Origin of the sequence: Pseudomonas saudiphocaensis (genome assembly GCF_000756775.1) — a bacterium.
In the GTDB taxonomy this organism is placed as follows: domain Bacteria; phylum Pseudomonadota; class Gammaproteobacteria; order Pseudomonadales; family Pseudomonadaceae; genus Stutzerimonas; species Stutzerimonas saudiphocaensis.
On sequence record NZ_CCSF01000001.1, the window covers coordinates 3,616,843 to 3,638,662 of the forward strand.

Sequence of the window (21,820 nt, forward strand, 5' to 3'; positions counted from 1 at the left end):
GCTGGTAGTTGCCAGGCTCGATCCGGAAACATCCGATCATGCAAGCGCATTCTTCCTGAATCCTGTAGCTGCGGGCCGCTGCGCAGTGTTCGAAGCGGCGGCGATACATCCGGTGTCGCAGACTGGTCTGACTGGAAAAAACGCTCTGCGTTCCGAAGCTGTCGTGCCGCTTCGCTAGCGCCGGGTGCAGCTGCGAAACCATTGCAGATTCACCCGCCAAGTAAAACCCCCGGATAGTAAAAAGCCCGCGACGCGCTGGGCGTTGCGGGCTTTCGGGGTGGTGCGCTGCGACTAGGCAACCTGCACCGGAATGGCGTTGCTGGTATGGCTGAGATCGCCATCGTCGCCCATATAAAGGACGCTTGGCTTGAAGCTGGCCAGTTCAGCCTCGCTGTAGTGGGCATAGGCACAGATGATCAGGCGATGACCAACGCCGGCCTTGTGCGCTGCAGCGCCGTTGACGGAGATGATCTTCGAACCTTCCTCGCCACGGATGGCGTAGGTGGTGAAGCGCTCGCCATTGTCGACGTTGTAGATCTGGATCTGTTCGTATTCGCGAATGCCGGCCAGGTCCAGCCAGTCGCCGTCAATGGCGCAGGAGCCTTCGTAGTCCAGTACCGCGTGGGTCACCTGGGCGCGGTGCAGTTTGGCCTTGAGCATGATGGCGTGCATGGCGGGATCCTCCGGGTTCGCAAGCGGCGCAGAGTGTGCCCGAACCCCCCGGCGTGTTCAAGGTTAAGAAGTTCGGGATATCAATGGTTTACCAGGCCGTTGAAAGCTACCTACGTGAGCATTGCTGCGTTAGAAGCAGGCTCGGAACGCTCATTTGAAACACTAAGCTCCGCTTCCTCGCCTGTTCTCGCTACGTTGCTCAACGGCCTGTTACGGGTGGGACGGGCCGCTATCGACTTGCAGGTTGTCGATCAGGCGGGTCTTGCCGAGGAACGCGGCGGCCAGGATGATCCGCTCGCGGGTCCCGGGCGTGGCCGGTTGCAGGTCGCTGGCGCTACGGATTTCCAGGTAGTCGGGACGCATGCCAGCGGCTTCCAGGGCTTCGCGTCCCTGACGCAGCAGCGCTGCGTAGTCCTGTTCGCCGTTGCGCAGCGCCTCGGCCATCTGCTTCAGCGTGCGATACAACGCCGGTGCGCTTTCGCGCTCTGCAGGGCTGAGGTAGCCGTTGCGCGAGGACAGTGCAAGACCGTCTGCGGCGCGTACGATGGGCTCACCGATGATCTGCACCGGCATATTCAGGTCCCGCACCATGGTGCGGATGACTGCCAGTTGCTGGAAATCCTTCTCGCCGAACACGGCAAGATCCGGCTGCACCATATTGAACAGCTTGCTGACCACCGTCGAGACGCCATCGAAGTGGCCAGGACGGCTTCCGCCGCAGAGCCCTTCGGAAACGCCGGGCACGCTGACGATGGTCTGCAGACCCTGGCCGTTGGGATACATCTCTTCCACGTTGGGCGCAAACAGCAGGTGGCAGCCGGCTTCGAACAGCTTGTCCTGGTCGGCCGCCAGAGTGCGCGGATAACTGGCCAGGTCTTCGTTGGGGCCGAACTGCAGCGGGTTGACAAAGATGCTGGCGACAACGAAGTCGGCGCGCTGGCCAGCCTTTCGGACCAGTGCGATATGGCCGTCGTGCAGGTTGCCCATGGTCGGCACGAAACCGATGCGTTTGCCCTCGTTGCGTGCACGCTTGATCGCAGCACGCAGATCGGCAACGGTCCTGACTACGTTCATGCGGAGAATCCGTGTTCGGCAGCGGGGAACTCCACAGCCTTGACGGCGGCGACATAGGCGGCGATAGCTTTGGCGATGTCGCCATGCTCGGCCATGAAGTTCTTCACGAACTTCGGCGTGCGACCGCTGAGCGACAGACCCAGCATGTCATGCAGAACCAGAACTTGGCCGTCGGTTTCGCTGCCGGCGCCGATGCCGATCACCGGGACCGAAACCGCTTGAGTGATGCGTGCGGCCAATTCGCTGGGCACGCATTCGAGCAGCAGCAGGGCCGCGCCGGCGGCTTCCAGTGCCTTGGCGTCTTCGACCATCTGTTGCGCCTGAGCTTCCTGGCGCCCCTGCACCTTGTAGCCGCCGAAGATATTCACCGCCTGTGGTGTAAGCCCCATGTGGGCGCAGACAGGAATCCCGCGTTCGGCCAACAGGCGGATGGATTCAGCCAGCCAGGCTGTGCCTTCGACCTTGATCATGTGCGCACCGGCTTTCATCAGTGCGGCTGAGTTGTTCAGCGTTTGCTCGATGGTGGCGTTGGCCATGAACGGCAGGTCGGTGACAATCATGGCGCCACGGTTGCCGCGCTTCACGCACGCAGTGTGATAGGCCATCTCCTCGACAGAGACGGGCAGTGTGCTGTCATGCCCCTGCAGAACCATACCCAGGGAATCGCCGATCAGCAGCATCTCGACCCCAGCTTCGCTGGCGGTCTTGGCGAAGGTGGCGTCATAGCAGGTAAGCATGACGATCTTTTCGCCTTTCTGTTTGAGCCCTTGCAGGGTGGTCAGGGTTACGTCGGCCATGAATGCCGTCCTCCTAGGTTTTGCGCGAGCCGCTTTGCTGCGTCAAATGAGCACTTGCCGGCAGAGGGCGCTAATAGTCTCGATGGCGGCCTGCCAAGTCAATGAGAGTGTTACCGCACGCGTTACGTGTTACCTGAGCGCAGCCAGCCGCTCTATTCCCTCGAAGGGGCATGCCGCCAGCAATGCGGCGAGCTGGCGGCCATCCGCTAGCTGCAGCCCGGCTGGAGCAATTTCGGCCAGCGGGTAGAGTACGAAGGCTCTCGCGTGCAGGTGATAGTGAGGGACGGTGAGCCTGGGTTCGTCGATCAGGCGTTGGCCAAACAGCAGGATGTCCAAATCCAGTGTGCGCGGCCCCCAACGTTCGGCTTTGCGCTCGCGGCCCTGGGCTTGTTCGATGGCTTGCAGTGCGTCGAGCAGTTGCAGAGGCGCGAGGCTGGTATCCAGCGCTGCGACGGCATTGTTATAGCGAGGCTGGTCAGCAGGGCCGAGCGGATCGCTGGCATACAGAGAAGAAACGGCAACGAGGCGGCTGTCGGGGAGGGCATCGAGCGCCATGAGCGCGCAGCGCAACTGCTGCTGCGGCTCGGCAAGATTGCTACCAAGACCTATATAAACGCGTTCCATCATTCGCTCGCAGGAGCACCCTCATTCGCCCCACGCTTGCGGCGTCCACCGCTACGGCGGCGTTTGCGTGGTGCACCGCTGTCGTCGCTCCGATTGCTGAGCTCGCGAATCATGCTGCGGCGTTCGCTATCTCCGGCCTCCTGATACTCGGTCCACCAGTCGCCAAGGCCGTTGGTCTGCTCGCCAGCGCTCTCGCGCAGCAGCAGAAAATCGTAACCGGCACGGAACCGCGGGTTATCCAGCAGTTGGTCGGCGCGGCGTCCCTGGCGACGTGGAAGGCGTTCCTGCATGTCCCAGATCTCGCGCATGGGCATGGTGAAACGCTTGGGAATGGCGGTGCGCTGGCACTGCTCCCAGACGAGTTCATGCGCAGCTTCCTGCATCGCCGGGATCGGCGGCAGGCCGCGCCCCTGAGCTTCCTGCACGCGCGCCGGCAAGGCCGGCCAGAGCAGTGCGGCGAACAGGAACGCAGGCGTTACGGGCTTGCCCTGGGCAATGCGCTGGTCGGTGTTGGCCAGGGCGTTGCGAATCAGCGTGCCGGCATACTCCGGATTGTCCTCAAGCGCCTCGGCGCTTGCCGGGAACAGCGGAGCGAAGAGGTCATATTCCAGCAGCAACTCGAATGTGCGCAGAGCCTTGCCGCCCAGGAACAGCTTGAGAATCTCATCGAACAGGCGCGCTGAGGGCACGTCACAGAGCAGGTCGGACAGCTCGGCGATGGGTTCGGCGCTGTGTTTCTCGATCTCGAAGTCCAGCTTGGCGGCGAAACGCACGGCCCGCAGCATCCGTACCGGATCTTCGAGGTAGCGCTGTTCAGGGTCGCCGATCAGACGGATCAGTCGGTTGCGGATGTCGTGGACGCCACGGGTGTGGTCGAGAATACGTTCGCTGGTCGGGTCGTAATACAGCGCATTGATAGTGAAGTCGCGGCGCTGGGCATCATCCTCAAGTGTTCCGTAGATGTTGTCCCGCAGGATGCGGCCGCTTTCATTGCGCGAAGCCAGATGGCTGGCATCATCCTCGTCATCGGTTTCAGGGTGGTTGGCGCGGAAGGTGGCAACTTCAATGATTTCGCGACCGTAGTGCACGTGAACCAGCTTGAAACGCCGGCCGATGATGCGAGCATTGCGAAACTCGGCGCGAACCTGTTCGGGCGTGGCACTGGTAGCCACGTCATAGTCCTTGGGGGAGAGATGCAGCAGCAGGTCGCGCACGCAGCCGCCCACCACATATGCCTCATAGCCAGCCTGCTGGAGCCTCTCGACGACGCTGACAGCGTGGCGATTGATGTCCTCGCTGTGCAGTGAATGTTGTCTGCCGGACAGAATTTCGGGTGTGTGTCGAGGGCGCGGAAAACGGCGCAGGGGAGAACGAAAAGACTGGAACAGCTTTTTCAGCATGGGAGGCACTGTGTGGCGAAAGGGCGGGTGAGGTAGAAATTGCACAAAACTTCGTGAATTCTAGCACCGGAATCGGGGGATGGTGAACGAAGCGAGAGGGGGTGTCAAAACTCGGTAGGGATCGCAAAGCACAAAGGGAGCCGAAGCTCCCTTTTAAAGATGTTGCGTGCTTTGTTGTTATTAATATTCGGGCGTGTTGTTTTTGTTGGTTCGCCCGTTCCCTTTGGCCATCGCTTTTAGGGAATCGCTCCTACATTGGGAGCCAAGAGCAAACGGATTGCTTTGGTCGCTGAGCTGCCATTGATCCTGTGATCCAACCAGTGCAGGTACTGCTTAGAGCAGTTCTTGTTGTTCTCGGCCTGGTCGTGGGGCTGAACCCCATTTGGCAAGTCCTCTCCAAAAGAATCAGTTAGCTACGCCTCCGCCTTCTTGTCGTTATTTTGCTGGAGTCGGTACGTTTTGTTCTTATTGTGGGTCTGCTTGTTATTGTTGTTGTGCCAGATATAAAGCACTTGCCGTGCCAGGTTTTGATATCCCTTACAAATCAATGACTTACAGGGTTTGGTGGTTGGGGTGGCAGGTGTGGGAAGTTGCATTTCGTTACCTATGAACCCGGTTCGCTGTTACGCGAGGGGGTGGTAGGTAACACGCTACCCCGCAGTTGTGCTGGATTTCCGTCGCGGGATGCCCAGGCGCTGGCGCCGTTCCCATAGGCACTTGCGACTGATTCCCAACTTGCGCGCCAGCTCGGTCTCGGTCATGTGGTCCTGATGCTCAAGCACGAAGTGCTGAAAATAGTCTTCCAGTGAAAGGTCTTCGGTCGGCTCATTGCTGGGGGCGCCGGTACTGCCGCCACCAAGGGGCTCGCAGTGCTCGTCGTACTCGTCGTCAAGGCCATCGAGTTCGATGTCGACACCCAGCAGTTCCGCGCTGATTTCCGGGCTCTCGCTGAGGATGGCCGCGCGCTCGATGGCATTTTCCAGCTCGCGCACGTTGCCAGGCCAGGAGTAGTGACGGATGGCCTGCTCGGCTTCGTGTGAGAAGTGCATCTCTTCACCTCCCATACGAGCGCTCTGGCGGGCGAGGAAAGCCTTGGCAATCTCCAGAATATCGCTGCCACGCTCACGTAGCGGCGGCAGCTTGAGAGCAATGACGTGCAGACGGTAGTAGAGGTCTTCACGAAACTCGCCGAGCTTGGCCAGGTTCTTCAGGTCGCGGTGCGTCGCAGCCACCAGGCGTACGTTGACCTTCTGCGACTGGGTCGAGCCGACGCGGCGGATCTCGCCTTCCTGAAGTACCCGTAGCAGTCTCGCCTGAGCTTCCAGGGGCAATTCTCCGATTTCATCGAGAAACAGCGTGCCGCCGTCGGCAGCTTCAACCAGACCGGCCCGTCCGGCACTAGCGCCCGTGAATGCACCCTTTTCGTGGCCGAACAGCTCGGACTCGATCAGCGTTTCCGGGATCGCCGCGCAGTTGACGGAAATCATCGGGGCCTTGGCGCGTTGCGAAAGATTGTGCAGCGCGCGGGCAACCAGTTCCTTGCCGGTTCCGGATTCGCCCTGGATCAGGACGTTAGAGTCGGTGGGGGCAACCTTGCGGATCTTCACGAACAGGTCTTGCATCGGTGCGCAGTGACCGATGATGCCGATCTCGCCTTGGGTCGCCTCCGCTGCTGCTGTGGGCTGTGTGCTCTGTGCCTGGGGTGTGCTGGAAGCCTGCTCGCGCTCACTAAGAATGCGCGCGGCGGTTTGCAGCATTTCATCATGGTCGAATGGCTTGGCGATGTAATCAACGGCGCCCATTTTCATCGAATCGACGGCAGAGCGCAGGCTGGCGTAACTGGTCATGATCAGCACCGGTACGCCTTCAGCAAGCTTGATCAATTCGGTACCGGGCGCTCCGGGCAAGCGCAGGTCGCTGATGATGAGGTCGAAGCCGCGAATGTCATAGCGCTCTTGGGCTTCCTGTACCGAGCCTGCTTCGCTCACTTCGTATTGGTTGCGTTCGAGCAACCGGCGCAAGGCGGAGCGGATGATGGTTTCGTCTTCGACGATCAGAATATGTGACATCAGTACTCTCTCGACGGTCTGGAGGCGGCTAACAGGCCACCGAAACTGCGTTGGCATGACGTCGTTAAGATCGGCCTCGGCATGCTCATTTAGAAAACTAAACTCCGCATCTTTGGCTGTTTGCACTCGCGGCGCTCGCCCTTTGGGTGAGTCCAGAGCTGTTACTTTCTCTGGTGGTTGCGCCTTGTCCTGCCTGTTTCGCCTACGTTTCAGCAGCCTGCTACGGCCGTCGCATGTGACGGCCTGCTATGGGCAGATTTCTGTGATCGCCTCTTCAACTTACAGCCTCCGATGCCTCGGTAAACCGGGGCAAGGTGATCCGGAAACGGGTGCCGCGTTGGGTTTCAGGATCGGTGGGGCTGTCGATATTGATCTGTCCATAATGCTCTTCCACGATGGAATAGACCAGCGCAAGGCCCAGACCGGTCCCTTCTCCGGGGTCTTTGGTGGTGTAGAACGGCTCGAACAGCCGGTCCTGGACAAGCTTGGGAATACCGCTGCCTTCGTCCTCGATGATCAGATAAACCGTCTGCTCGGACACTTCGCTGTGGATGCGAATGATGCCGCCCGGCTCGGAGGCGTCGCGGGCGTTGGAGAGCAGGTTGATCAACACCTGGGCAAGACGCTGGGGATCGCCTTCGGCCAGATGCTGCGGGTCGCAGAGGTTGAAGTACTGCACTTCGGTGGATTCGCGATTGAGCGAGAGCAGGCCAATGGCATCCTGGGTAATCGCGGCTAGGGATACCGGATACAGGTTGTGCTGGCGCCCGCCAGCATGGGCAAAGCTCATCAGGGACTGGACGATGCGCGACACGCGTTTGGTCTGCTCAATGATCTGGCTGCTGATTTCGGTGATTTCGCCATCCTCTTCGCGCTCCTCGCGCAGGTTCTGTGCCAGGCAGGCGATGCCGGTGATGGGGTTGCCGATCTCGTGAGCGACGCCCGCGGCGAGACGGCCAATGCTGGCCAGGCGTTCGGAGTGCACCAGGCGATCTTCCAGCACCTGGGTTTCGGTGAGGTCTTCGATCAGCAGGACCAGTCCGCTGTTACCGGGGGCCAGAGGTTCGTCGATAGCGGCTTTGTGCAGGTTCAGCCAGCGGGTGTCACCTTCTATGGATAGGCGCTGCTTGTGCAGATGCTCATCTGGCTGACCGATGAAGTCGCTCAGCAGGCTCTGCCAGGGCTCGCTGATGGTAGTCAGGCGTGAACCGACCACCTGCAGTGCAGGGATTCCCGTGAGCTCCTCCAGGGCACGGTTCCACATCAACACTTCCTGATCCTTGGCCAGCGAGCAGACGCCCATGGGCAGATCCTGCAACGTCTGTCGGTGGTAACGGCGCAGGGCATCAAGCTCGCCGGCGAGACCGGTCAGACGCGAGTGATACTCCTCGAGGCGGTTCTCGATGAAGTGGATATCTTCGGTCACATAGCCCTCGGCGCCGTCCTTGTAGGGCAGGAAGTTTTCGACGATATCCTGCGCCACACTCGGGCCCATCAGCCCGGACAGGTTCGCCTCGATACGGTCGCGCAGACGCCGCAGGGCATAGGGGCGGTGTTCGTCAAAGGGCAGCTGCAGATCGCGCAGGGCCTGCTCCACTTCACGCTGTGCGGTTTTGCCTCCCAGCGGTTTGGCCAGCTGCACGGCGAATTCTTGCGGCGAGTTGGCCGTCAGTTCGCGGCGTTGCGGGCGGCGGATGTTCTCCACAGCGCAGGCTTCGGCGGCACTCTGCTCCTCGGGGCTGGTTTCGGTGAACAGCGAGAACAGCGAGAAGGCCAGCACGTTGACCGCCAGCGAGGCGATTGCCGCCAGGTGCCAGCTGGTGTCATCGAGCACGTAGACGAGGTTGAACAGCGGTATATAGAAGCCATTCAGGTTGCCCACCAGCGGCAGCAGCATGGTGACCACCCAGACGCTGATCCCCGCGAGCAGTCCGACGATGTAGCCACGCCGATTGGCGGTGGGCCAATAAAGAACCGAGAGTACGCCCGGCAGGAACTGCAGGGTGGCGACGAAGGCTACGATGCCCAGGTTGGACAGGTCCTGCTCGGCGCCCAGCATCAGATAGAAGCCGTAGCCGGCCATGATGATGGTCAGGATCAGGCTGCGCCGAGTCCACTTCAGCCAGCGATAGATGTTGCCTTCGGTGGGGGGCTGATAAAGCGGCAGTACCAGATGGTTGAGAGCCATGCCAGACAGCGCCAGGGTACAGACGATGATCAAGCCGCTGGACGCCGACAGGCCGCCCACGAATGCCAATAGGGTGAGCACTTCGCTTTGCGCGGTGATGCCCAAGCCCAGCGTGAAGTACTCGGGATTGGTGCTAACCCCCAGCTTGAGTCCGGCCCAGAGAATCAGCGGCACCGCCAGGCTCATCAGCAGCAGGTACAGCGGCAACCCCCAGCTGGCACTGACCAGCGCCCGCGGGTTGAGGTTTTCGGTAAAGGTCATGTGATACATGTGCGGCATGACGATCGCCGAGGCGAAGAAAACCAGCAGCAGTGTGCGCCAGGGCCCTTCCTGCAGTGGCGTGTGCAGCGCCTGGAGGGCTGACTGGTTTTGCAGCAGCCAGATTTCCAGCTGGTGCGGGCCGCCGAAGACAACGTAGAGCGCATACAGACCAATGGCGCCGAAGGTCCCCAGCTTGACCAGCGATTCGAAGGCAATCGCAAACACCAGCCCCTCATGCTTCTCACGGGTGGCGATATGCCGGGCACCGAAGAGAATGGTGAAGAGCATGATCATCACGCAGTAGCCCAAGGCTACGCGTTCCTGCAGCGGTTCCAGGGTGAGAATGCCGATGGCGTCGGCAACGGCCTGTATCTGCAGGGCCAATAGCGGCAACATGCCGACCAGCATGACGATGGTCGTCAGCGCACCGGCCCAGGTGCTGCGAAAGCGAAAGGCGACCAGGTCTGCCAGCGATGCCAGCTGGTAGGTGCGGGTTATACGCAGGATCGGATAGAGCAGGACCGGTGCCAGCAGAAAGGCGCCGCAGACGCCCAGGTAGGTCGCAAGAAAACCATAGCCATACTGATAGGCCAGGCCGACGGTGCCGTAGAAGGCCCAGGCACTGGCGTACACGCCCAGTGACAAGGTGTAGGTCAGCGGGTGGCGAATGATCCAGCGTGGTATCAATCCGCGCTCGCTGACCCAGGCTACGCCGAATAGCAGCAGCAGGTAGGCGACGCTGATGAGGATCAGGTGGCTGAGGCTAAAGCTCGTCTGCATCGCGCTGGCTCTGAAGAATGAAAGTCACCACGATAAGGATCAGCCACAACAGATAGGGCCGGTACCAGGCGCCGTTGGGGTCGATCCACCAGTCCATGATCGCGGGGGAGAACAGATAGATCCCCACTACCAGGAGCAGTACCAGTCGGTAGATGTACATGCCGGGTCTCGTGTCAGAAGTGAGACGGATGGTAAAGGAAGCGGCAAGCTGCAAGCCACAGCCTTCGGAAAAGCCGTAGTTCGACTTTGTGTCAGCGCAACTGCGCTTCAGCCAGCGTAAGGGTGCGCGGGATGCGTTCGGCATTCCAGCGTGGAATGGCCCACGCCAGGAGTTCGCCAGGTAGGGCGTCTTTCAGCTCGGGAACGGTGGGCTGGCCGAGGGTGCGCAGTGCCCGCAGCAGCAGCGGCACGGCTTCGTCCGGGCGCAGTGGCGGGGAGCGATAACTCTTGCCCAGCTTGTGCCCGTCCGGCTGGATGATCAGTGGCACATGAAGGTAGCGCGGTTGCGGCAGGCCGAGTAACTCCTGCAGATACAGCTGCCGCGGGGTCGAATCGAGCAGGTCGGCGCCGCGCACCACGTCGGTCACGCCCTGCCAGGCGTCATCCAGGACCACGGCTAGTTGGTAGGCGAACAGGCCATCGCGACGACGAATCACGAAATCGCCCACGTCGCGGCCGAGATGTTGGCCGTACTCACCCTGGACGCGATCAGTGAAGCGGTATTCCAGCTCAGGTACACGGAGGCGGATTGCAGCGTTTTGCAGCGGCTGGTTGGCATCGCGGCAGAAGCCAGGGTAGGCGCCTGGCCAGTCTTCGAGCTGTTTGCGTGAGCATTGGCAAGGATAGGCCAGGCCTTCACGCAGCAGGCGCTCGATGACCTGTTCGTAGGCGTCATGGCGGTCGCTCTGGCGCTGCATTTCGCCATCCCACTCGAAGCCGTAGTTGCGCAGGCTTTCCACAATGGCCGCTTGTGCGCCGGGCATTTCCCGTGGCGGGTCGAGGTCTTCCATCCGCAGCAGCCAGCGGCCGCCGACGGCGCGAGCATCCAGGTAGGAGGCTAGGGCCGCAACCAGCGAACCGAAGTGCAGGTAACCGCTAGGGGTGGGCGCGAAGCGGCCGGTGTAGGCGGTATTGATGGAAGGAGATGACGACATGGCCGGCTCGGTTGCTGTTCCACGAGGCGGGGGGCATAAATGAAGCGGGGCGCCTTAGCGCCCCGTTCTCAGATCAGGAACCGATCTGCTTTTCCTTGATTTCCGCCAGCGTCTTGCAGTCGATGCAGAGCGTAGCGGTGGGGCGGGCTTCAAGGCGGCGGATGCCGATCTCGACGCCACAGGAATCACACCAGCCGTATTCGTTTTCTTCGATCAGCTGCAGGGTTTCATCGATCTTCTTGATCAGCTTGCGCTCGCGGTCGCGGGCGCGCAGTTCCAGGCTGAACTCTTCTTCCTGACTGGCGCGGTCGGCCGGATCAGGGAAGTTGGCCGCTTCGTCCTGCATGTGATGCACGGTGCGGTCGACTTCCTCCATAAGCTCCTGCTTCCACTTGTTGAGGATGCCGGTGAAGTGAGCGCGCATCTTGTCGCTCATGTACTCCTCACCTTTGGATTCCTTGTAAGGCTCGAAGGCGCGAATCAGTTGGGTGCTTTTTTTCGTTTTGGTAATGGGCATGGATGAACGCCTCTCGCTATGTCCATTGCGCAGGATGATGGATCCCTCTGCCGGCCCGTGCCGGCCCTGCGGCTACAAGCGGGCGAACTTACCAGATCGTACCGGGGTGCGCTACTCCCGAGTATCACGGTGGCTGCAGCGTCGGGGAGACCTTGGGTAGAATCGTTTTTTCTTTTCGTCAGGGAGGTCATATGACCTCGTTTTACAGTGCACGTAGCCGCGCGATAGAGCCTTTTCACGTCATGGCGCTGCTTGCGCGTGCCAATGAGTTACAGGCCCTGGGGCGCGATGTCATTCATCTGGAAATCGGCGAGCCGGACTTCACCACCGCAGCGCCCATAGTCGCGGCGGGTCAAGCTGCGCTTGCCGCTGGCCACACGAGTTATACGGCTGCCCGAGGGCTGCCGCAGCTGCGTGAGGCTATCGCCGGGTTCTATGCGCAGCGTTATCAGCTGTCTATTGACCCCGAACGCGTGCTGATTACTCCCGGCGGTTCCGGTGCTTTGTTACTTACCAGCAGCCTGCTGGTCGATCCGGGCAAGCACTGGCTGTTGGCGGACCCCGGTTATCCCTGCAATCGGCACTTCCTGCGCCTGATCGAAGGTGCGGCGCAACTGGTGGCGGTAGGGCCGGAGGTGCGTTACCAGCTGACGCCTGAGCTGATTGCAAGACACTGGGATGAGCACAGCGTTGGCGCGCTGGTGGCCTCGCCGGCCAACCCGACCGGAACCCTGTTGAAGCGTGATGAGCTAGCGGGGCTGTCGACCGAGCTCAAGGCGCGTGGCGGGCACCTGGTGGTGGATGAGATCTATCACGGTCTGACCTATGGCACCGATGCGGCCAGCGTGCTGGAAGTGGACGATGAGGCATTCGTACTCAACAGCTTCTCCAAATATTTCGGCATGACCGGCTGGCGCCTGGGCTGGATGGTTGCGCCGCAAGCAGCCGTGCCCGAGCTGGAAAAGCTGGCGCAGAACCTTTACATCAGCGCACCGACCATGGCTCAGCATGCGGCATTGGCCTGCTTTGAACCGGCCACGCTGGAGATCTTCGAGGCACGCCGCGCAGAGTTCGCCCGCCGCCGTGATTTCCTGTTGCCGGCCCTGCGTGAGCTGGGCTTCCGCATCGCGGTGGAGCCGGAAGGCGCGTTCTACTTGTATGCCGACATCAGTGCCTTCGGTGGCGATGCCTTTGCCTTCTGTCAGCACATGCTGGAAACCCAGTTCGTGGCCATTACGCCGGGGCTGGATTTTGGACGCCACCAGGCCGGGCATCACGTACGTTTCGCCTATACCCAGGACCTGCCCCGGCTTGAAATGGCGGTCGAGCGTATTGCCCGCGGACTGCAGAGCTGGCAAGGCTGATGCTTTTTTCCAGCCCGTTGGAAACGGGGCGGCTGGTGCGCCGCTATAAGCGCTTTCTCGCTGATATCGTCACGGACAACGGTGAGCATTTGTGCATTCACTGTCCCAACACCGGCTCGATGCTCAACTGCATGGGGGAGGGCGCCCGAGTCTGGTTCCAGCGCAACGATGATCCCAAGCGCAAACTGCCCGGCACCTGGGAGCTGGTAGAGACGCCGCAGGGTCGGTTGGCCTGTGTGAATACTGCACGTGCCAACCGCCTGGTAGAGGAGGCCCTGATGGGCGGTGTGGTCGAAGAGCTGATTGGCTTTACTGCGCTCAAGCGGGAAGTCGCTTATGGCACGGAGAACAGCCGGGTGGATTTTCGCCTGGATTATCCGACAGGGCCGGCCTTCGTCGAGGTCAAGAGCGTCACCCTGGGCTTCAGTGATACGGCGGTCGCAGCCTTCCCCGATGCAGTCACCACCCGTGGCACGCGCCATCTGCGTGAGCTGGCGACGCTGGCCCGTGACGGCGTGCGTGCCGTGCAGCTGTACTGCGTGAACCTGACCGGCATCGAAGCGGTGCGCCCGGCCACCGAGATCGACCCGTTGTACGCCACCGCCTTGCGTGATGCGGTGGCGGCGGGCGTCGAGGTATTGGCCTATGGCGTGGAGATCTCGCCGGAGGAAATCCGTTTGACCCAGAGGCTCCCGGTGATTCTCTGAGCCGTCTCAGTCGGCGTCCGGCGTCACGCGCCAGATGACGTCACCGACATCATCGGCAACCAGCAGGGCGCCGGTCTTGTCGACCGCGACGCCTACGGGACGCCCCAGAGCTTTTTCGTCGGCACTGACGAATCCGGTGAGAATATCCTCGGGTGGGCCGTCCGGCTTGCCATCCTTGAATGGCACGAAAATTACCTTGTAGCCACTGCGCGGCTTGCGGTTCCAGGAGCCGTGCTGGCCGATGAAGGCGCCGTTGCGGTAACGCTCCGGTAAAAGTTGGCTCTCGTAAAAGGCCAGGCCCATGGAAGAGGTATGCGCCCCCAGGGCGTAATCGGGAACGATCGCCTTGGCCACCAGATCGGCTCGTGGCGGCTCGGCGCGCTTGTCGAGGTGCTGGCCGAAGTAACTGTAGGGCCAGCCGTAGAAGCCGCCGTCCTGCACGGACGTCATGTAATCGGGCACTAGATCGCTGCCGATTTCGTCGCGTTCGTTGACGGTGGTCCACAGCTCGCCGCTGTCCGGTTGCCAGGCCAGCCCGTTGGGATTGCGCAGGCCCGAGGCGAACAGGCGCAGGCGCTTGTGCTGTGGGTCGACTTCCAGGATGGCGGCGCGGTTTTTCTCCGCGTCCATGCCGTTTTCACCGACGTTGCTGTTGGAGCCGCTGGTGACATACAGGCGCGAGCCGTCACGGCTAGCGATCACGTTCTTGGTCCAGTGGTGGTTTATTGGGCCGGCCGGCAGATCGACCACTTTTTCCCCGGGCTCGTCGATCCGCGTGGCGCCTTCTTTATAGGGGAAGCGCAGCAGCGCGCCGGTGTTGGCGATGTACAGCCAGTCGTCGACCAGCGCCATGCCAAAGGGCGAGTTCAAACCCTCAAGCAATACCGTGCGCACTTCGGGTGTGCCGTCACCATCGCGGTCGCGTAGCAGGGTGATGCGGTTGGCGCTCTGTCCGCCAGAGCCGGCCCGTGCCATGGCCTTCTTCATGACCCAGCCGCGCAGGCCGCGAAATCCTTCCGGCTTCGCCGGTGCGTCGCTTTCGGCTACCAGTACGTCGCCGTTGGGCAGCACATGCAGCCAGCGTGGGTGATCGAGGTTGCCAGCGAATGCTTCAACGCGCAGGCCGGGTGCCGCCAGTGGCTTTGCGCCTTCGGGCCAGCCGGTTGCCTTGGCGATACTGACGGTGGGAATCAGCGTTTTATTGGGTTCAGGCAAGGTGGGGTGCGGTCCGTAACCGGATCCCACAGGCAACTTTGCGGTTTCGCCGCAGCCGGCGAGGCCGAACATGGCAATTGCTGTTGCCAACAGGATTGGATGGTTGCGCATGAGGTCTCCTGCATGAATATCAGGGGTTCCGTTCGCTGTCGCGCCCTTCGTGGCTGGTGTCCTCCATATATTCGGAGGCATGCTGCTCCAGACGCGGCATCAGGACGAAGATAGCCAGCGCAAAGCCGGTGGTGAGCACAGCGGTAGCCTCGTGCCCCAGTCCGCAGGCAACGCCGATGGCGGCCGTCAGCCAGATCCCCGCTGCGGTGGTCAAACCTTTAACGTCCTGAGCCGAGTTGCCCTTGAGGATAGTACCGGCGCCAAGGAAACCGATACCGGCGATGATGCCTTGTATCACCCGTGAGGCGTCTTCGAGGGGCATGCCGGCCTGCAGAGGTACCAGCACGAATAGCGCAGCCCCCACAGCGACCAGCATATGCGTGCGCAGTCCCGCGGCCTTGCCCTTGTGTTCGCGCTCGTAGCCGAGCACGCCACCCAGGGTGGCGGCCAGCAGCAGCCGTACCGAAACGCGGGTGGCGTGCTCTAGATCGGGAAGGTCAGAAAACTCTGCGGCAACGGTGTTGCCCACCACCTCCCACCATTCCATGAATTTCTCCTTTCGACCGTAACGACAGCTGCTCTCGTGCATTTCGAGTCTGCAGCCCAGGCGCGGTTCATTGAGTGACCTCGAAGCGCAGCATGCCGATCATTTGTCCAGCTTCGGTCATGACCTGCACGCGCCACTTGCCAGCGGCGTCAGCGGGAAAGTTGCGTTTGTGCGTCCAGGCTCGGTAGCCCGCCTTGCGCCCGCCATTGATGTCGAGCGGGATGCGATCGACCCGCCTGCCGTTATGTACCCACTCGTGATAGATCCGCTCCTTCAGGCCGCGTGGCGCATTGATCGCAGTGAAGGCGAACAGCCCCTCGGCATGCAGCTCGGCCTGGCTCACTCGTTTGAGGCGGTTGCCGGGCTTGCGCGAAGCGTTGTCCAGGCTCTGCGTCACAGCGACGTCGGTCATCCATAACGTGGCGGGCGGCACCCAGGTGCGTCCCAGCCAGCCGCCCATGGCGACGACGAGGGTCAGCAGTGGAATCGCGAGCAGGCTTTTCCAGTTCCACTCCGGAAACAGCCCGCGCAGGCTCGGCAGTGCCAGTAGTACGGCGATACCCAGCGCCCAGAGATAACTCTGCGGGGTCGAGAGGTGAAAGATGATCGGCAGGGCCGTGAGCAGCACTGCAAACAGCGTCAGTGCATGGAATGCCAGATAGAACCAGCGCCGTGGCGCCAGCCATTTGTAATAAAGCGGATCGACCAGCGAGATCAGTGCGGCCAGCCCCAGTATCACCGTGAACACGGACTGGCCGCTGTTCCAGGTGGTGGTGACGAAAAAGAACGGGATGATGAAGAACAGGCTTTCCTGATGCACCATCTGGGTGACATAGCGCAGCAGGGGTGGAGGCACTTTCCAGCCAAGCCGCCGCTCCAGAGTGCGGCGCAAGGAGTTCTCCAGCATAAGCCAGAGCCAACTGAACAGCATCAGGGCAGCGATGAATTTGGCCAGTCCGGCCTGACGTTCCACCAGCACGAAACTGGCGATGCCCGAGCAGAAGCCGAACAGCGCAATGCTGCCCGGGTAGCGACTTATGAGTCGCGATCCCCACTTGAAACCGGCGGTGAACCAGGATTTCAGCGGCATGCCGAATCTCCTAAATGCCGCCAATCAAGAGCGCGCGAGCAGGGCCCGGCGGCCGGGGCTGTGCTTAGGCCGTAGCGACACGCTGGATGGCAGAGCGCACTTCGCTGTAGGAGCGTGCCTTTTCCGCGGGTAGCCGCACCAGCGGCAGCCCGATGGTGCTGCACAGTTGATCGAGGAATGCATTGCCGTCGTCTGCCGGCTCCATTTCGATGGCGCAGACGGGGTCCAGTGTTTGGGGGTCGCATAGAAGAAAGTCGAAACACCCGGCCGAGATTCTATTGGTCGCCTGATACCAGGGGGTACGTCGGGGTATTGCCGTGACGTCGACCACATCAGCGACACGTATCTTGCACAGAATCAGGTAGTCATCGGCCACGGCTTGCTGAAGCATGGCCAAGAGCTCGCGCTCTTCAGTCTTTAATACAGGCCGCCTAAGCTGATAGGGCATGCTCAATGCCGGGTGCCGGAACTGCCGCTGTTTGATGTAGAACACCAGCGTGAAACAGACAAAGGCGGCCAGCACCAGCGTGATAAAGGCTGTCATTGAACTCCGCCTCGATTGACCGAACCCCGAAAAGCAAAAGCATAACCGTGGAAACAGGGCTGCGGATACATGAGGCGACGTCCTGCCAGTAGGGTTGCGTGTTTTTAACGATCCAGGGATCGGGGAAGTATGTGGGTTGGAGCCTTCGCGGGACTGGGAAGTTCGTAGAGACATCTGCCGGAAAGTTATCCCGCTTATCTGTGCGGCGTTCTGTGGATAACCTTGGGGTTAATCCCCAGGCCCTGCTTGGAATGGGCTGTTCAGAGCTTTGTATGTTTTTTAGCCAAGGCTTGTGAAGAGAACATACAAGCACAGCGCTGCGCTTCTAACAAGTCCTTCGAACCCTGATCTAGGCGCTTCCGAAACAGCAGCGGGCGCAGGCTTGAAGTTATCCCCGCCAGATGTGGAAGGCATTGTGGATAAGCTCTGGCGAACTTCCCCCAAGCCTTACACACCGAGGCGTGCAGCTTTCTGTGTGTTTTTTGATCAGACTTGTTGATCAGCCGTATTCAGACAAAGCCTTAGTGGGTACTGGAACCACTCGCAGCCAGGGCGTAGTTGGCAAACAGCGTTTCGAAAAAAGACGATTTGGACTGGGACATGGCAGCTCTCCTTCAATGCTGTAGCGCAAGATTAGCCGCGCTCTGGGCTTAGCGCTCTTTGCTTATGCCAATGACAGCCATAGCCTTTGCACCGGTTATCCAAGATCGTTGTGCATGGCCCTGTGGATAACCTCTTTGCAGCTTTGCCAAAGGTCCGTCAGGCGCAGCGTAGCGGTTGTTGATCATTTGTTGATCAGTGAACGCTAATGTACTGAGCCTAAAGTCTTTTACCGACGCGCCATCCACCCTAAGCCTTATGGCAGGGCATTCACCCTGGATTGAGCGATTGCAGGACGGCGAAGTGGAACGGACACTTTGCGCGGACAAATCGCACTATGGAGTGCTCAGATGAGTGAAACCATCCGTTTTGACGACAAGGTGGTGATAGTTACAGGTGCCGGTGGCGGTCTTGGTCGTGCCCATGCCTTGCTGTTTGCCCGTCATGGCGCCCGTGTCGTGGTCAACGACCTTGGTGGCAGTGCTCAGGGCGAAGGCGCCAGCCGTTCCGCCGCTGATCAGGTGGTGGAGGAAATCCGCCAGGCAGGCGGGACCGCGGTCGCCAATCATGACTCGGTTACCGATGGCGGGAAGATTGTGCAGCAGGCTCTGGACAGCTTCGGACGCCTGGATGTGGTGGTCAACAATGCTGGAATCCTGCGCGACAAGTCTTTCCACAAGATGGACGAGGCCGACTGGGACTCGGTCTACCGGGTGCATGTCGAAGGCGCCTACAAGGTTACGCGCGCCGCCTGGCCATATATGCGAGAGCAGGGCTACGGGCGGGTGATCTTCACCTCATCCACTTCCGGCATTTACGGAAACTTTGGCCAAGCCAACTACGGCATGGCCAAGCTGGGTCTTTACGGCCTGACCCGCACCCTGGCGCTGGAAGGGCGCAAGAGCAATATCCTGGTCAACGCCATTGCGCCGACAGGGGCCACGCGAATGACCGAAGGGCTGATCCCGCCGCAGATCTTCGAGCAACTCAAGCCCGAGCTGGTCAGTCCGCTGGTGGTGTACCTGGCCAGCGAGCGCTGCCAGGAAACTGCCGGCCTGTTCGAGGTGGGCGGCGGCTGGATGGGCAAAGTGCGCTGGGAGCGCAGCCGCGGCGCCGGCTTCGATCCGGCGGCGGGTTTCGACGTCGAAGATGTCGCCGTCCGCTGGGGCGATATCTGCAGCTTCGACAACGCCACACACCCGACCGACAACATGCAGGCGCTGCAGGAGATGATGGCCAACCTGCAGAAACACCGCTGAACTCAGCCGCGAGAGTGTCGGGTTACGGGCTGGTGTCAGGCTCCATCCTGGGCACTAGCCGTAGCCAACCGTCATCTGGCAGAGCCTGCTGGACGAACTGGGCTTTATCTCTGGGGAAGCAGCGTCCCGAAAGATCGGAAAAGTCTCCGCTGCGCCTGGGGTCTTCAAGAGCCTTGACGACTTTCCGATCGCGCACAAAAACCAGCAGGGCAATACCGTCGTTGTAAGAAATGCTTGAATGTTTTTCGACCGGCCAGTTGAAGCCAAGCGTCTTCATGGCGGCCTCATCGTTGGAGTAGGGGCCAAGGATGCAGACGCGCTCCCAGTCTTTGGGCACCGCTGCCTGGAGTTCCACGAGGCCTCGGGCTTCAAGCTGTTGCTCGATGCTGTCCGATGCAGTCTCTCCGCATCCAGCCAAGAGCAGGAGAGCTATGAGCAACAGGGCCAGGGGGCTCGCCTGCCTTATTACCGACCCCTGTCGAGCGAAGCCGGATAACGGGATCGCCTGGGCACAAGCTGATTTTGTCGAGTGCGGGTTCAGGTTGTGTGCTCCTGCTAGGTGCTGACGGGAACAAGACGTTGGGCCGTCAGCTTGGCCTGGGGCAGATCGCGTACGTAATGCAGGCGCCCCGGCAAGCTACGGATGCCGGCATGGCGCAGCTTGAGGCGTACATTTGGGCTGCAGCCCACGAGGATCAGGGCGATATCCTGCTTGCGGTAGTCCAGCAGCACGTTTTCCAGCGCCGCAAGGGCTGTCATGTCCAGCATCGGCACGCCGCTGATATCGACGATCACCACCTTGACTTCCGGGTTGAAGCGCCGCAGCGCGCTGAGCGCCTTTTCGGCTGCACCAAAGAACAGCGGTCCGCGAATGCTGTAGGCGGCCACATGCTCGGGCATATCGGCAAATAACCGTTTCTGGCTCTGACGCAGGCTGGTGGTATCGGTCAACTCGCTCATGCGTTTGATGAACAGGCCGGCCGCCAGCAACAGGCCTACCCCCACGGCCAGCACCATGTCGAACAAGACGGTCAGGATCAGGCAGGTGAGCAATACCAGGACGTCGCTGCGTGGAGCGATGCGCAGGGTTTTCAGCACATGGGGGGCTTCGCTCATGTTCCAGGCGACCATAAGTAGCAACGCCGCCAAGGCCGCCATCGGCAAATAACTGAACAAGGGCGCCAGCCAGAGAATGGCGACCAGTACCACGCCAGCATGGATGATCGCCGCCAGTGGCGAAAACGCACCTGCACGTACGTTGGCAGCGCTGCGTGCGATGGCGGCGGTGGCGGTGATACCACCGAACAGCGGCGCTACCAGGTTGCCGATGCCTTGGCCGAGCAGTTCTGCGTTGGGGTCGTGACTGCTACCGGTCATGCCATCTGCGACCACCGCACACAACAGTGACTCGATGGCGCCTAGCATGGCAATCGCGAAGGCCGGGGCCAGCAACTGATGAAACAGCTCGAAGCTCAGTACTAGTGGCTGCCCGTCGGGCCCCGGGAGCGCCCAGGGCCAGGCGAAATCGGGAAGAAATGGTGGGATCCCGGGGTAGCTCACCCCATTGACGCTATAACTGAAACGCTCGCCCAAAGTGGCTATCGGCACCCCCCAGGCCTCAAGCGCAAGCCCGGCCAGTGCGCCGAGTGTGAGCGCGACCAGATGGCCGGGTACCTTGGGCACCCAGCGGGGCCAGAGAATCAGGACCGTCAGGCAGAGTGCCGCGATTAGCGTGTCGCCCATTTGCACGCTGGGGAAGGCGCTTACCAGCAGACTGATCTGCTCGATGTAATGCTGCGGCTGCTCGCTGAAGCTGAGGCCGAATACATCCTTCAGCTGTAGCGTGGCGATGACAATGCCGATGCCAGCAGTAAACCCAAGAATCACCGGGTAAGGCACGAAAGCGATCAGTCTGCCGGCGCGCAGCAGGCCCATGGCAATCAGGATCAGGCCTGCCAGCATGGTGCACAGCAACAGGCCGCCCAGGCCGAATTGCTGAGTGATGGGCAGCAGGATAACCACGAAAGCCGCTGTCGGACCGGATACGTTGAAGCGTGAGCCGCCGGTCAAGGCGATCAAGGGGGCGGCGACCAGCACGGTATAAAGGCCGTGTTGCGGCGGTGCGCCTACGGCAATGGCCAGCGCCATGGCCAGAGGTATGGCGATGATGCCGACCGTAAGCCCAGCGCTGATATCACCACGCAGGGCGTGACGGTCATAGCCTGAGCGCAAGGCTTGACGCCAAGCGGCGAACAAGGGCGGAAAACTCATCCGAACACTCCATGTGCGCAAAGCCAGAGTATATGCCCAGAGCGAAGCCGGCCTGCAAATGCCCAGGTGATCTGTACGACCTTGGTCGCAACGGTCGTTGGTTCGTTGAGAGAGTTGGCTCGCAGGAGTAAACTGCCGCCCCCGTAAGGCTCGGTGATTGGAGTGAAGATGCGCAAAGATAAGCAGAAGGTGATTGGTGAAGAGATATCTGACGAGTCGATCAAGCTGTTTCTCGAGCCCGAGCCTGCTGACGATACGCCGCCATCGCTGCACAAGCTGATCAAGGCTTATCGCGGTTTGCGCGTCCATGATTTCGAGCGCTTCATCGGCTTTTTCACCGAAGCGGGCTATGACCTGCAGGCGAAGGATGCAAAGGGGCGGGATTTCGTCGACCTGGTTGGTGATCAGCGTCAGGCAGCACCTTATATAGAAGCTATCCGGACCGCTCGCGGCTGAGCAAGCGGATTACCGGCATAGGGCCTGTTGTAATGCAGGCCGAGTGAGAGGTCGTCACACAAGATTTTCCTGCTGCGCGCTTCCTGTAGAGCCCAGGCCAGTGGCCTTGCTCCGGGACGC

Annotated in this window: 20 protein-coding genes; 4 read left to right on the top strand and 16 right to left on the bottom strand. The window is 60.9% G+C overall.

Annotated features, from left to right (window positions below; genetic code table 11):
• Positions 1-291: 291 nt before the first annotated feature.
• From panD to dksA, 10 genes are all read right to left on the bottom strand, one after another.
• Positions 292-672 (bottom strand): aspartate 1-decarboxylase, encoded by a 381-nt coding sequence (panD, locus tag BN1079_RS16850; protein WP_037026463.1) that lies wholly within the window; start codon positions 670-672, stop codon positions 292-294.
• Positions 673-882: 210 nt separating this feature from the next.
• Positions 883-1,746, bottom strand: a complete 864-nt coding sequence (gene panC, locus BN1079_RS16855) for a pantoate--beta-alanine ligase (protein WP_037026465.1) — start codon at positions 1,744-1,746, stop codon at positions 883-885.
• Positions 1,743-2,543 carry a 3-methyl-2-oxobutanoate hydroxymethyltransferase gene (gene panB / locus BN1079_RS16860; protein ID WP_037026467.1) on the bottom strand — a complete coding sequence of 267 codons (801 nt, stop codon included), beginning with the start codon at positions 2,541-2,543 and terminating at the stop codon, positions 1,743-1,745. Before panB ends, panC begins: the two co-directional genes overlap by 4 nt.
• A gap of 129 nt (positions 2,544-2,672) precedes the next feature.
• Positions 2,673-3,167, bottom strand: coding sequence for a 2-amino-4-hydroxy-6-hydroxymethyldihydropteridine diphosphokinase (gene folK, locus BN1079_RS16865; protein ID WP_037026469.1), 495 nt, complete (start codon positions 3,165-3,167; stop codon positions 2,673-2,675).
• The gene (locus BN1079_RS16870) at positions 3,167-4,567 is read right to left on the bottom strand and encodes a polynucleotide adenylyltransferase PcnB (RefSeq protein WP_037026471.1); all 1,401 of its coding nucleotides are present in this window, start codon (positions 4,565-4,567) and stop codon (positions 3,167-3,169) included. Before BN1079_RS16870 ends, folK begins: the two co-directional genes overlap by 1 nt.
• Positions 4,568-5,217: 650 nt before the next feature.
• Complete coding sequence (locus BN1079_RS16875; protein WP_037026472.1) at positions 5,218-6,636, bottom strand: sigma-54-dependent transcriptional regulator; 1,419 nt, start codon at positions 6,634-6,636, stop codon at positions 5,218-5,220.
• Between the two features lie 274 nt (positions 6,637-6,910).
• Positions 6,911-9,865 carry a sensor histidine kinase gene (locus BN1079_RS16880; RefSeq protein ID WP_037026475.1) on the bottom strand — a complete coding sequence of 985 codons (2,955 nt, stop codon included), beginning with the start codon at positions 9,863-9,865 and terminating at the stop codon, positions 6,911-6,913.
• On the bottom strand, positions 9,849-10,025 hold the full coding sequence (locus BN1079_RS17655) for a hypothetical protein (RefSeq protein WP_003095129.1): 177 nt from the start codon (positions 10,023-10,025) through the stop codon (positions 9,849-9,851). The genes BN1079_RS16880 and BN1079_RS17655 overlap by 17 nt, the downstream gene beginning before the upstream one ends.
• 91 nt (positions 10,026-10,116) lie before the next feature.
• A complete protein-coding gene (gene gluQRS, locus BN1079_RS16890) occupies positions 10,117-11,019 on the bottom strand; it encodes a tRNA glutamyl-Q(34) synthetase GluQRS (RefSeq protein ID WP_037026478.1) in 903 nt (300 codons plus the stop codon).
• Positions 11,020-11,092: 73 nt separating this feature from the next.
• Positions 11,093-11,536, bottom strand: coding sequence for an RNA polymerase-binding protein DksA (dksA, locus tag BN1079_RS16895; protein ID WP_037026481.1), 444 nt, complete (start codon positions 11,534-11,536; stop codon positions 11,093-11,095).
• Positions 11,537-11,727: 191 nt separating this feature from the next.
• Between dksA and BN1079_RS16900 the strand changes: the two genes are divergently transcribed.
• Both BN1079_RS16900 and sfsA read left to right on the top strand, forming a co-directional pair.
• Positions 11,728-12,900, top strand: a complete 1,173-nt coding sequence (locus tag BN1079_RS16900) for a pyridoxal phosphate-dependent aminotransferase (RefSeq protein WP_037026482.1) — start codon at positions 11,728-11,730, stop codon at positions 12,898-12,900.
• Positions 12,900-13,607 carry a DNA/RNA nuclease SfsA gene (gene sfsA / locus BN1079_RS16905; protein WP_037026483.1) on the top strand — a complete coding sequence of 236 codons (708 nt, stop codon included), beginning with the start codon at positions 12,900-12,902 and terminating at the stop codon, positions 13,605-13,607. The genes BN1079_RS16900 and sfsA overlap by 1 nt, the downstream gene beginning before the upstream one ends.
• A gap of 6 nt (positions 13,608-13,613) precedes the next feature.
• Here sfsA and BN1079_RS16910 read toward each other — a convergent pair whose 3' ends face one another.
• The 4 genes from BN1079_RS16910 to BN1079_RS16925 all read right to left on the bottom strand — a co-directional run bounded on the left by BN1079_RS16910 (position 13,614) and on the right by BN1079_RS16925 (position 17,114).
• Entirely contained in the window at positions 13,614-14,933 is a 1,320-nt protein-coding gene (locus tag BN1079_RS16910; RefSeq protein WP_037026484.1) for a PQQ-dependent sugar dehydrogenase, read from the bottom strand.
• 19 nt (positions 14,934-14,952) lie between these two features.
• Entirely contained in the window at positions 14,953-15,480 is a 528-nt protein-coding gene (locus BN1079_RS16915) for an MgtC/SapB family protein (RefSeq protein ID WP_037026485.1), read from the bottom strand.
• A gap of 67 nt (positions 15,481-15,547) precedes the next feature.
• The gene (locus tag BN1079_RS16920) at positions 15,548-16,570 is read right to left on the bottom strand and encodes a DUF5924 family protein (protein ID WP_037026486.1); all 1,023 of its coding nucleotides are present in this window, start codon (positions 16,568-16,570) and stop codon (positions 15,548-15,550) included.
• 64 nt (positions 16,571-16,634) lie between these two features.
• Positions 16,635-17,114 (bottom strand): DUF2726 domain-containing protein, encoded by a 480-nt coding sequence (locus BN1079_RS16925; RefSeq protein ID WP_037026487.1) that lies wholly within the window; start codon positions 17,112-17,114, stop codon positions 16,635-16,637.
• A gap of 950 nt (positions 17,115-18,064) precedes the next feature.
• On the opposite strand from BN1079_RS16925, the gene BN1079_RS16930 reads away from it, so the two are divergent.
• The gene (locus BN1079_RS16930) at positions 18,065-18,973 is read left to right on the top strand and encodes an SDR family oxidoreductase (RefSeq protein WP_037026488.1); all 909 of its coding nucleotides are present in this window, start codon (positions 18,065-18,067) and stop codon (positions 18,971-18,973) included.
• 22 nt (positions 18,974-18,995) lie between these two features.
• Here BN1079_RS16930 and BN1079_RS17660 read toward each other — a convergent pair whose 3' ends face one another.
• Both BN1079_RS17660 and dauA read right to left on the bottom strand, forming a co-directional pair.
• Positions 18,996-19,250, bottom strand: coding sequence for a hypothetical protein (locus BN1079_RS17660; protein WP_139053066.1), 255 nt, complete (start codon positions 19,248-19,250; stop codon positions 18,996-18,998).
• Positions 19,251-19,528: 278 nt separating this feature from the next.
• A complete protein-coding gene (gene dauA / locus BN1079_RS16940) occupies positions 19,529-21,244 on the bottom strand; it encodes a C4-dicarboxylic acid transporter DauA (RefSeq protein WP_037026489.1) in 1,716 nt (571 codons plus the stop codon).
• 168 nt (positions 21,245-21,412) lie between these two features.
• Between dauA and BN1079_RS16945 the strand changes: the two genes are divergently transcribed.
• The gene (locus BN1079_RS16945; protein ID WP_037026490.1) at positions 21,413-21,700 is read left to right on the top strand and encodes a PA4642 family protein; all 288 of its coding nucleotides are present in this window, start codon (positions 21,413-21,415) and stop codon (positions 21,698-21,700) included.
• Positions 21,701-21,820 lie beyond the last annotated feature (120 nt).

Bases quoted from the DNA above. Each gene is read 5' to 3' on its own strand.
- panD (WP_037026463.1), bottom strand. From the start codon at position 672: ATGCACGCCATCATGCTCAAGGCCAAACTGCACCGCGCCCAGGTGACC.
- panC (WP_037026465.1), bottom strand. From the start codon at position 1,746: ATGAACGTAGTCAGGACCGTTGCCGATCTGCGTGCTGCGATCAAGCGT.
- panB (WP_037026467.1), bottom strand. From the start codon at position 2,543: ATGGCCGACGTAACCCTGACCACCCTGCAAGGGCTCAAACAGAAAGGC.
- folK (WP_037026469.1), bottom strand. From the start codon at position 3,167: ATGGAACGCGTTTATATAGGTCTTGGTAGCAATCTTGCCGAGCCGCAG.
- BN1079_RS16870 (WP_037026471.1), bottom strand. From the start codon at position 4,567: ATGCTGAAAAAGCTGTTCCAGTCTTTTCGTTCTCCCCTGCGCCGTTTT.
- BN1079_RS16875 (WP_037026472.1), bottom strand. From the start codon at position 6,636: ATGTCACATATTCTGATCGTCGAAGACGAAACCATCATCCGCTCCGCC.
- BN1079_RS16880 (WP_037026475.1), bottom strand. From the start codon at position 9,865: ATGCAGACGAGCTTTAGCCTCAGCCACCTGATCCTCATCAGCGTCGCC.
- BN1079_RS17655 (WP_003095129.1), bottom strand. From the start codon at position 10,025: ATGTACATCTACCGACTGGTACTGCTCCTGGTAGTGGGGATCTATCTG.
- gluQRS (WP_037026478.1), bottom strand. From the start codon at position 11,019: ATGTCGTCATCTCCTTCCATCAATACCGCCTACACCGGCCGCTTCGCG.
- dksA (WP_037026481.1), bottom strand. From the start codon at position 11,536: ATGCCCATTACCAAAACGAAAAAAAGCACCCAACTGATTCGCGCCTTC.
- BN1079_RS16900 (WP_037026482.1), top strand. From the start codon at position 11,728: ATGACCTCGTTTTACAGTGCACGTAGCCGCGCGATAGAGCCTTTTCAC.
- sfsA (WP_037026483.1), top strand. From the start codon at position 12,900: ATGCTTTTTTCCAGCCCGTTGGAAACGGGGCGGCTGGTGCGCCGCTAT.
- BN1079_RS16910 (WP_037026484.1), bottom strand. From the start codon at position 14,933: ATGCGCAACCATCCAATCCTGTTGGCAACAGCAATTGCCATGTTCGGC.
- BN1079_RS16915 (WP_037026485.1), bottom strand. From the start codon at position 15,480: ATGGAATGGTGGGAGGTGGTGGGCAACACCGTTGCCGCAGAGTTTTCT.
- BN1079_RS16920 (WP_037026486.1), bottom strand. From the start codon at position 16,570: ATGCCGCTGAAATCCTGGTTCACCGCCGGTTTCAAGTGGGGATCGCGA.
- BN1079_RS16925 (WP_037026487.1), bottom strand. From the start codon at position 17,114: ATGACAGCCTTTATCACGCTGGTGCTGGCCGCCTTTGTCTGTTTCACG.
- BN1079_RS16930 (WP_037026488.1), top strand. From the start codon at position 18,065: ATGAGTGAAACCATCCGTTTTGACGACAAGGTGGTGATAGTTACAGGT.
- BN1079_RS17660 (WP_139053066.1), bottom strand. From the start codon at position 19,250: ATGAAGACGCTTGGCTTCAACTGGCCGGTCGAAAAACATTCAAGCATT.
- dauA (WP_037026489.1), bottom strand. From the start codon at position 21,244: ATGAGTTTTCCGCCCTTGTTCGCCGCTTGGCGTCAAGCCTTGCGCTCA.
- BN1079_RS16945 (WP_037026490.1), top strand. From the start codon at position 21,413: ATGCGCAAAGATAAGCAGAAGGTGATTGGTGAAGAGATATCTGACGAG.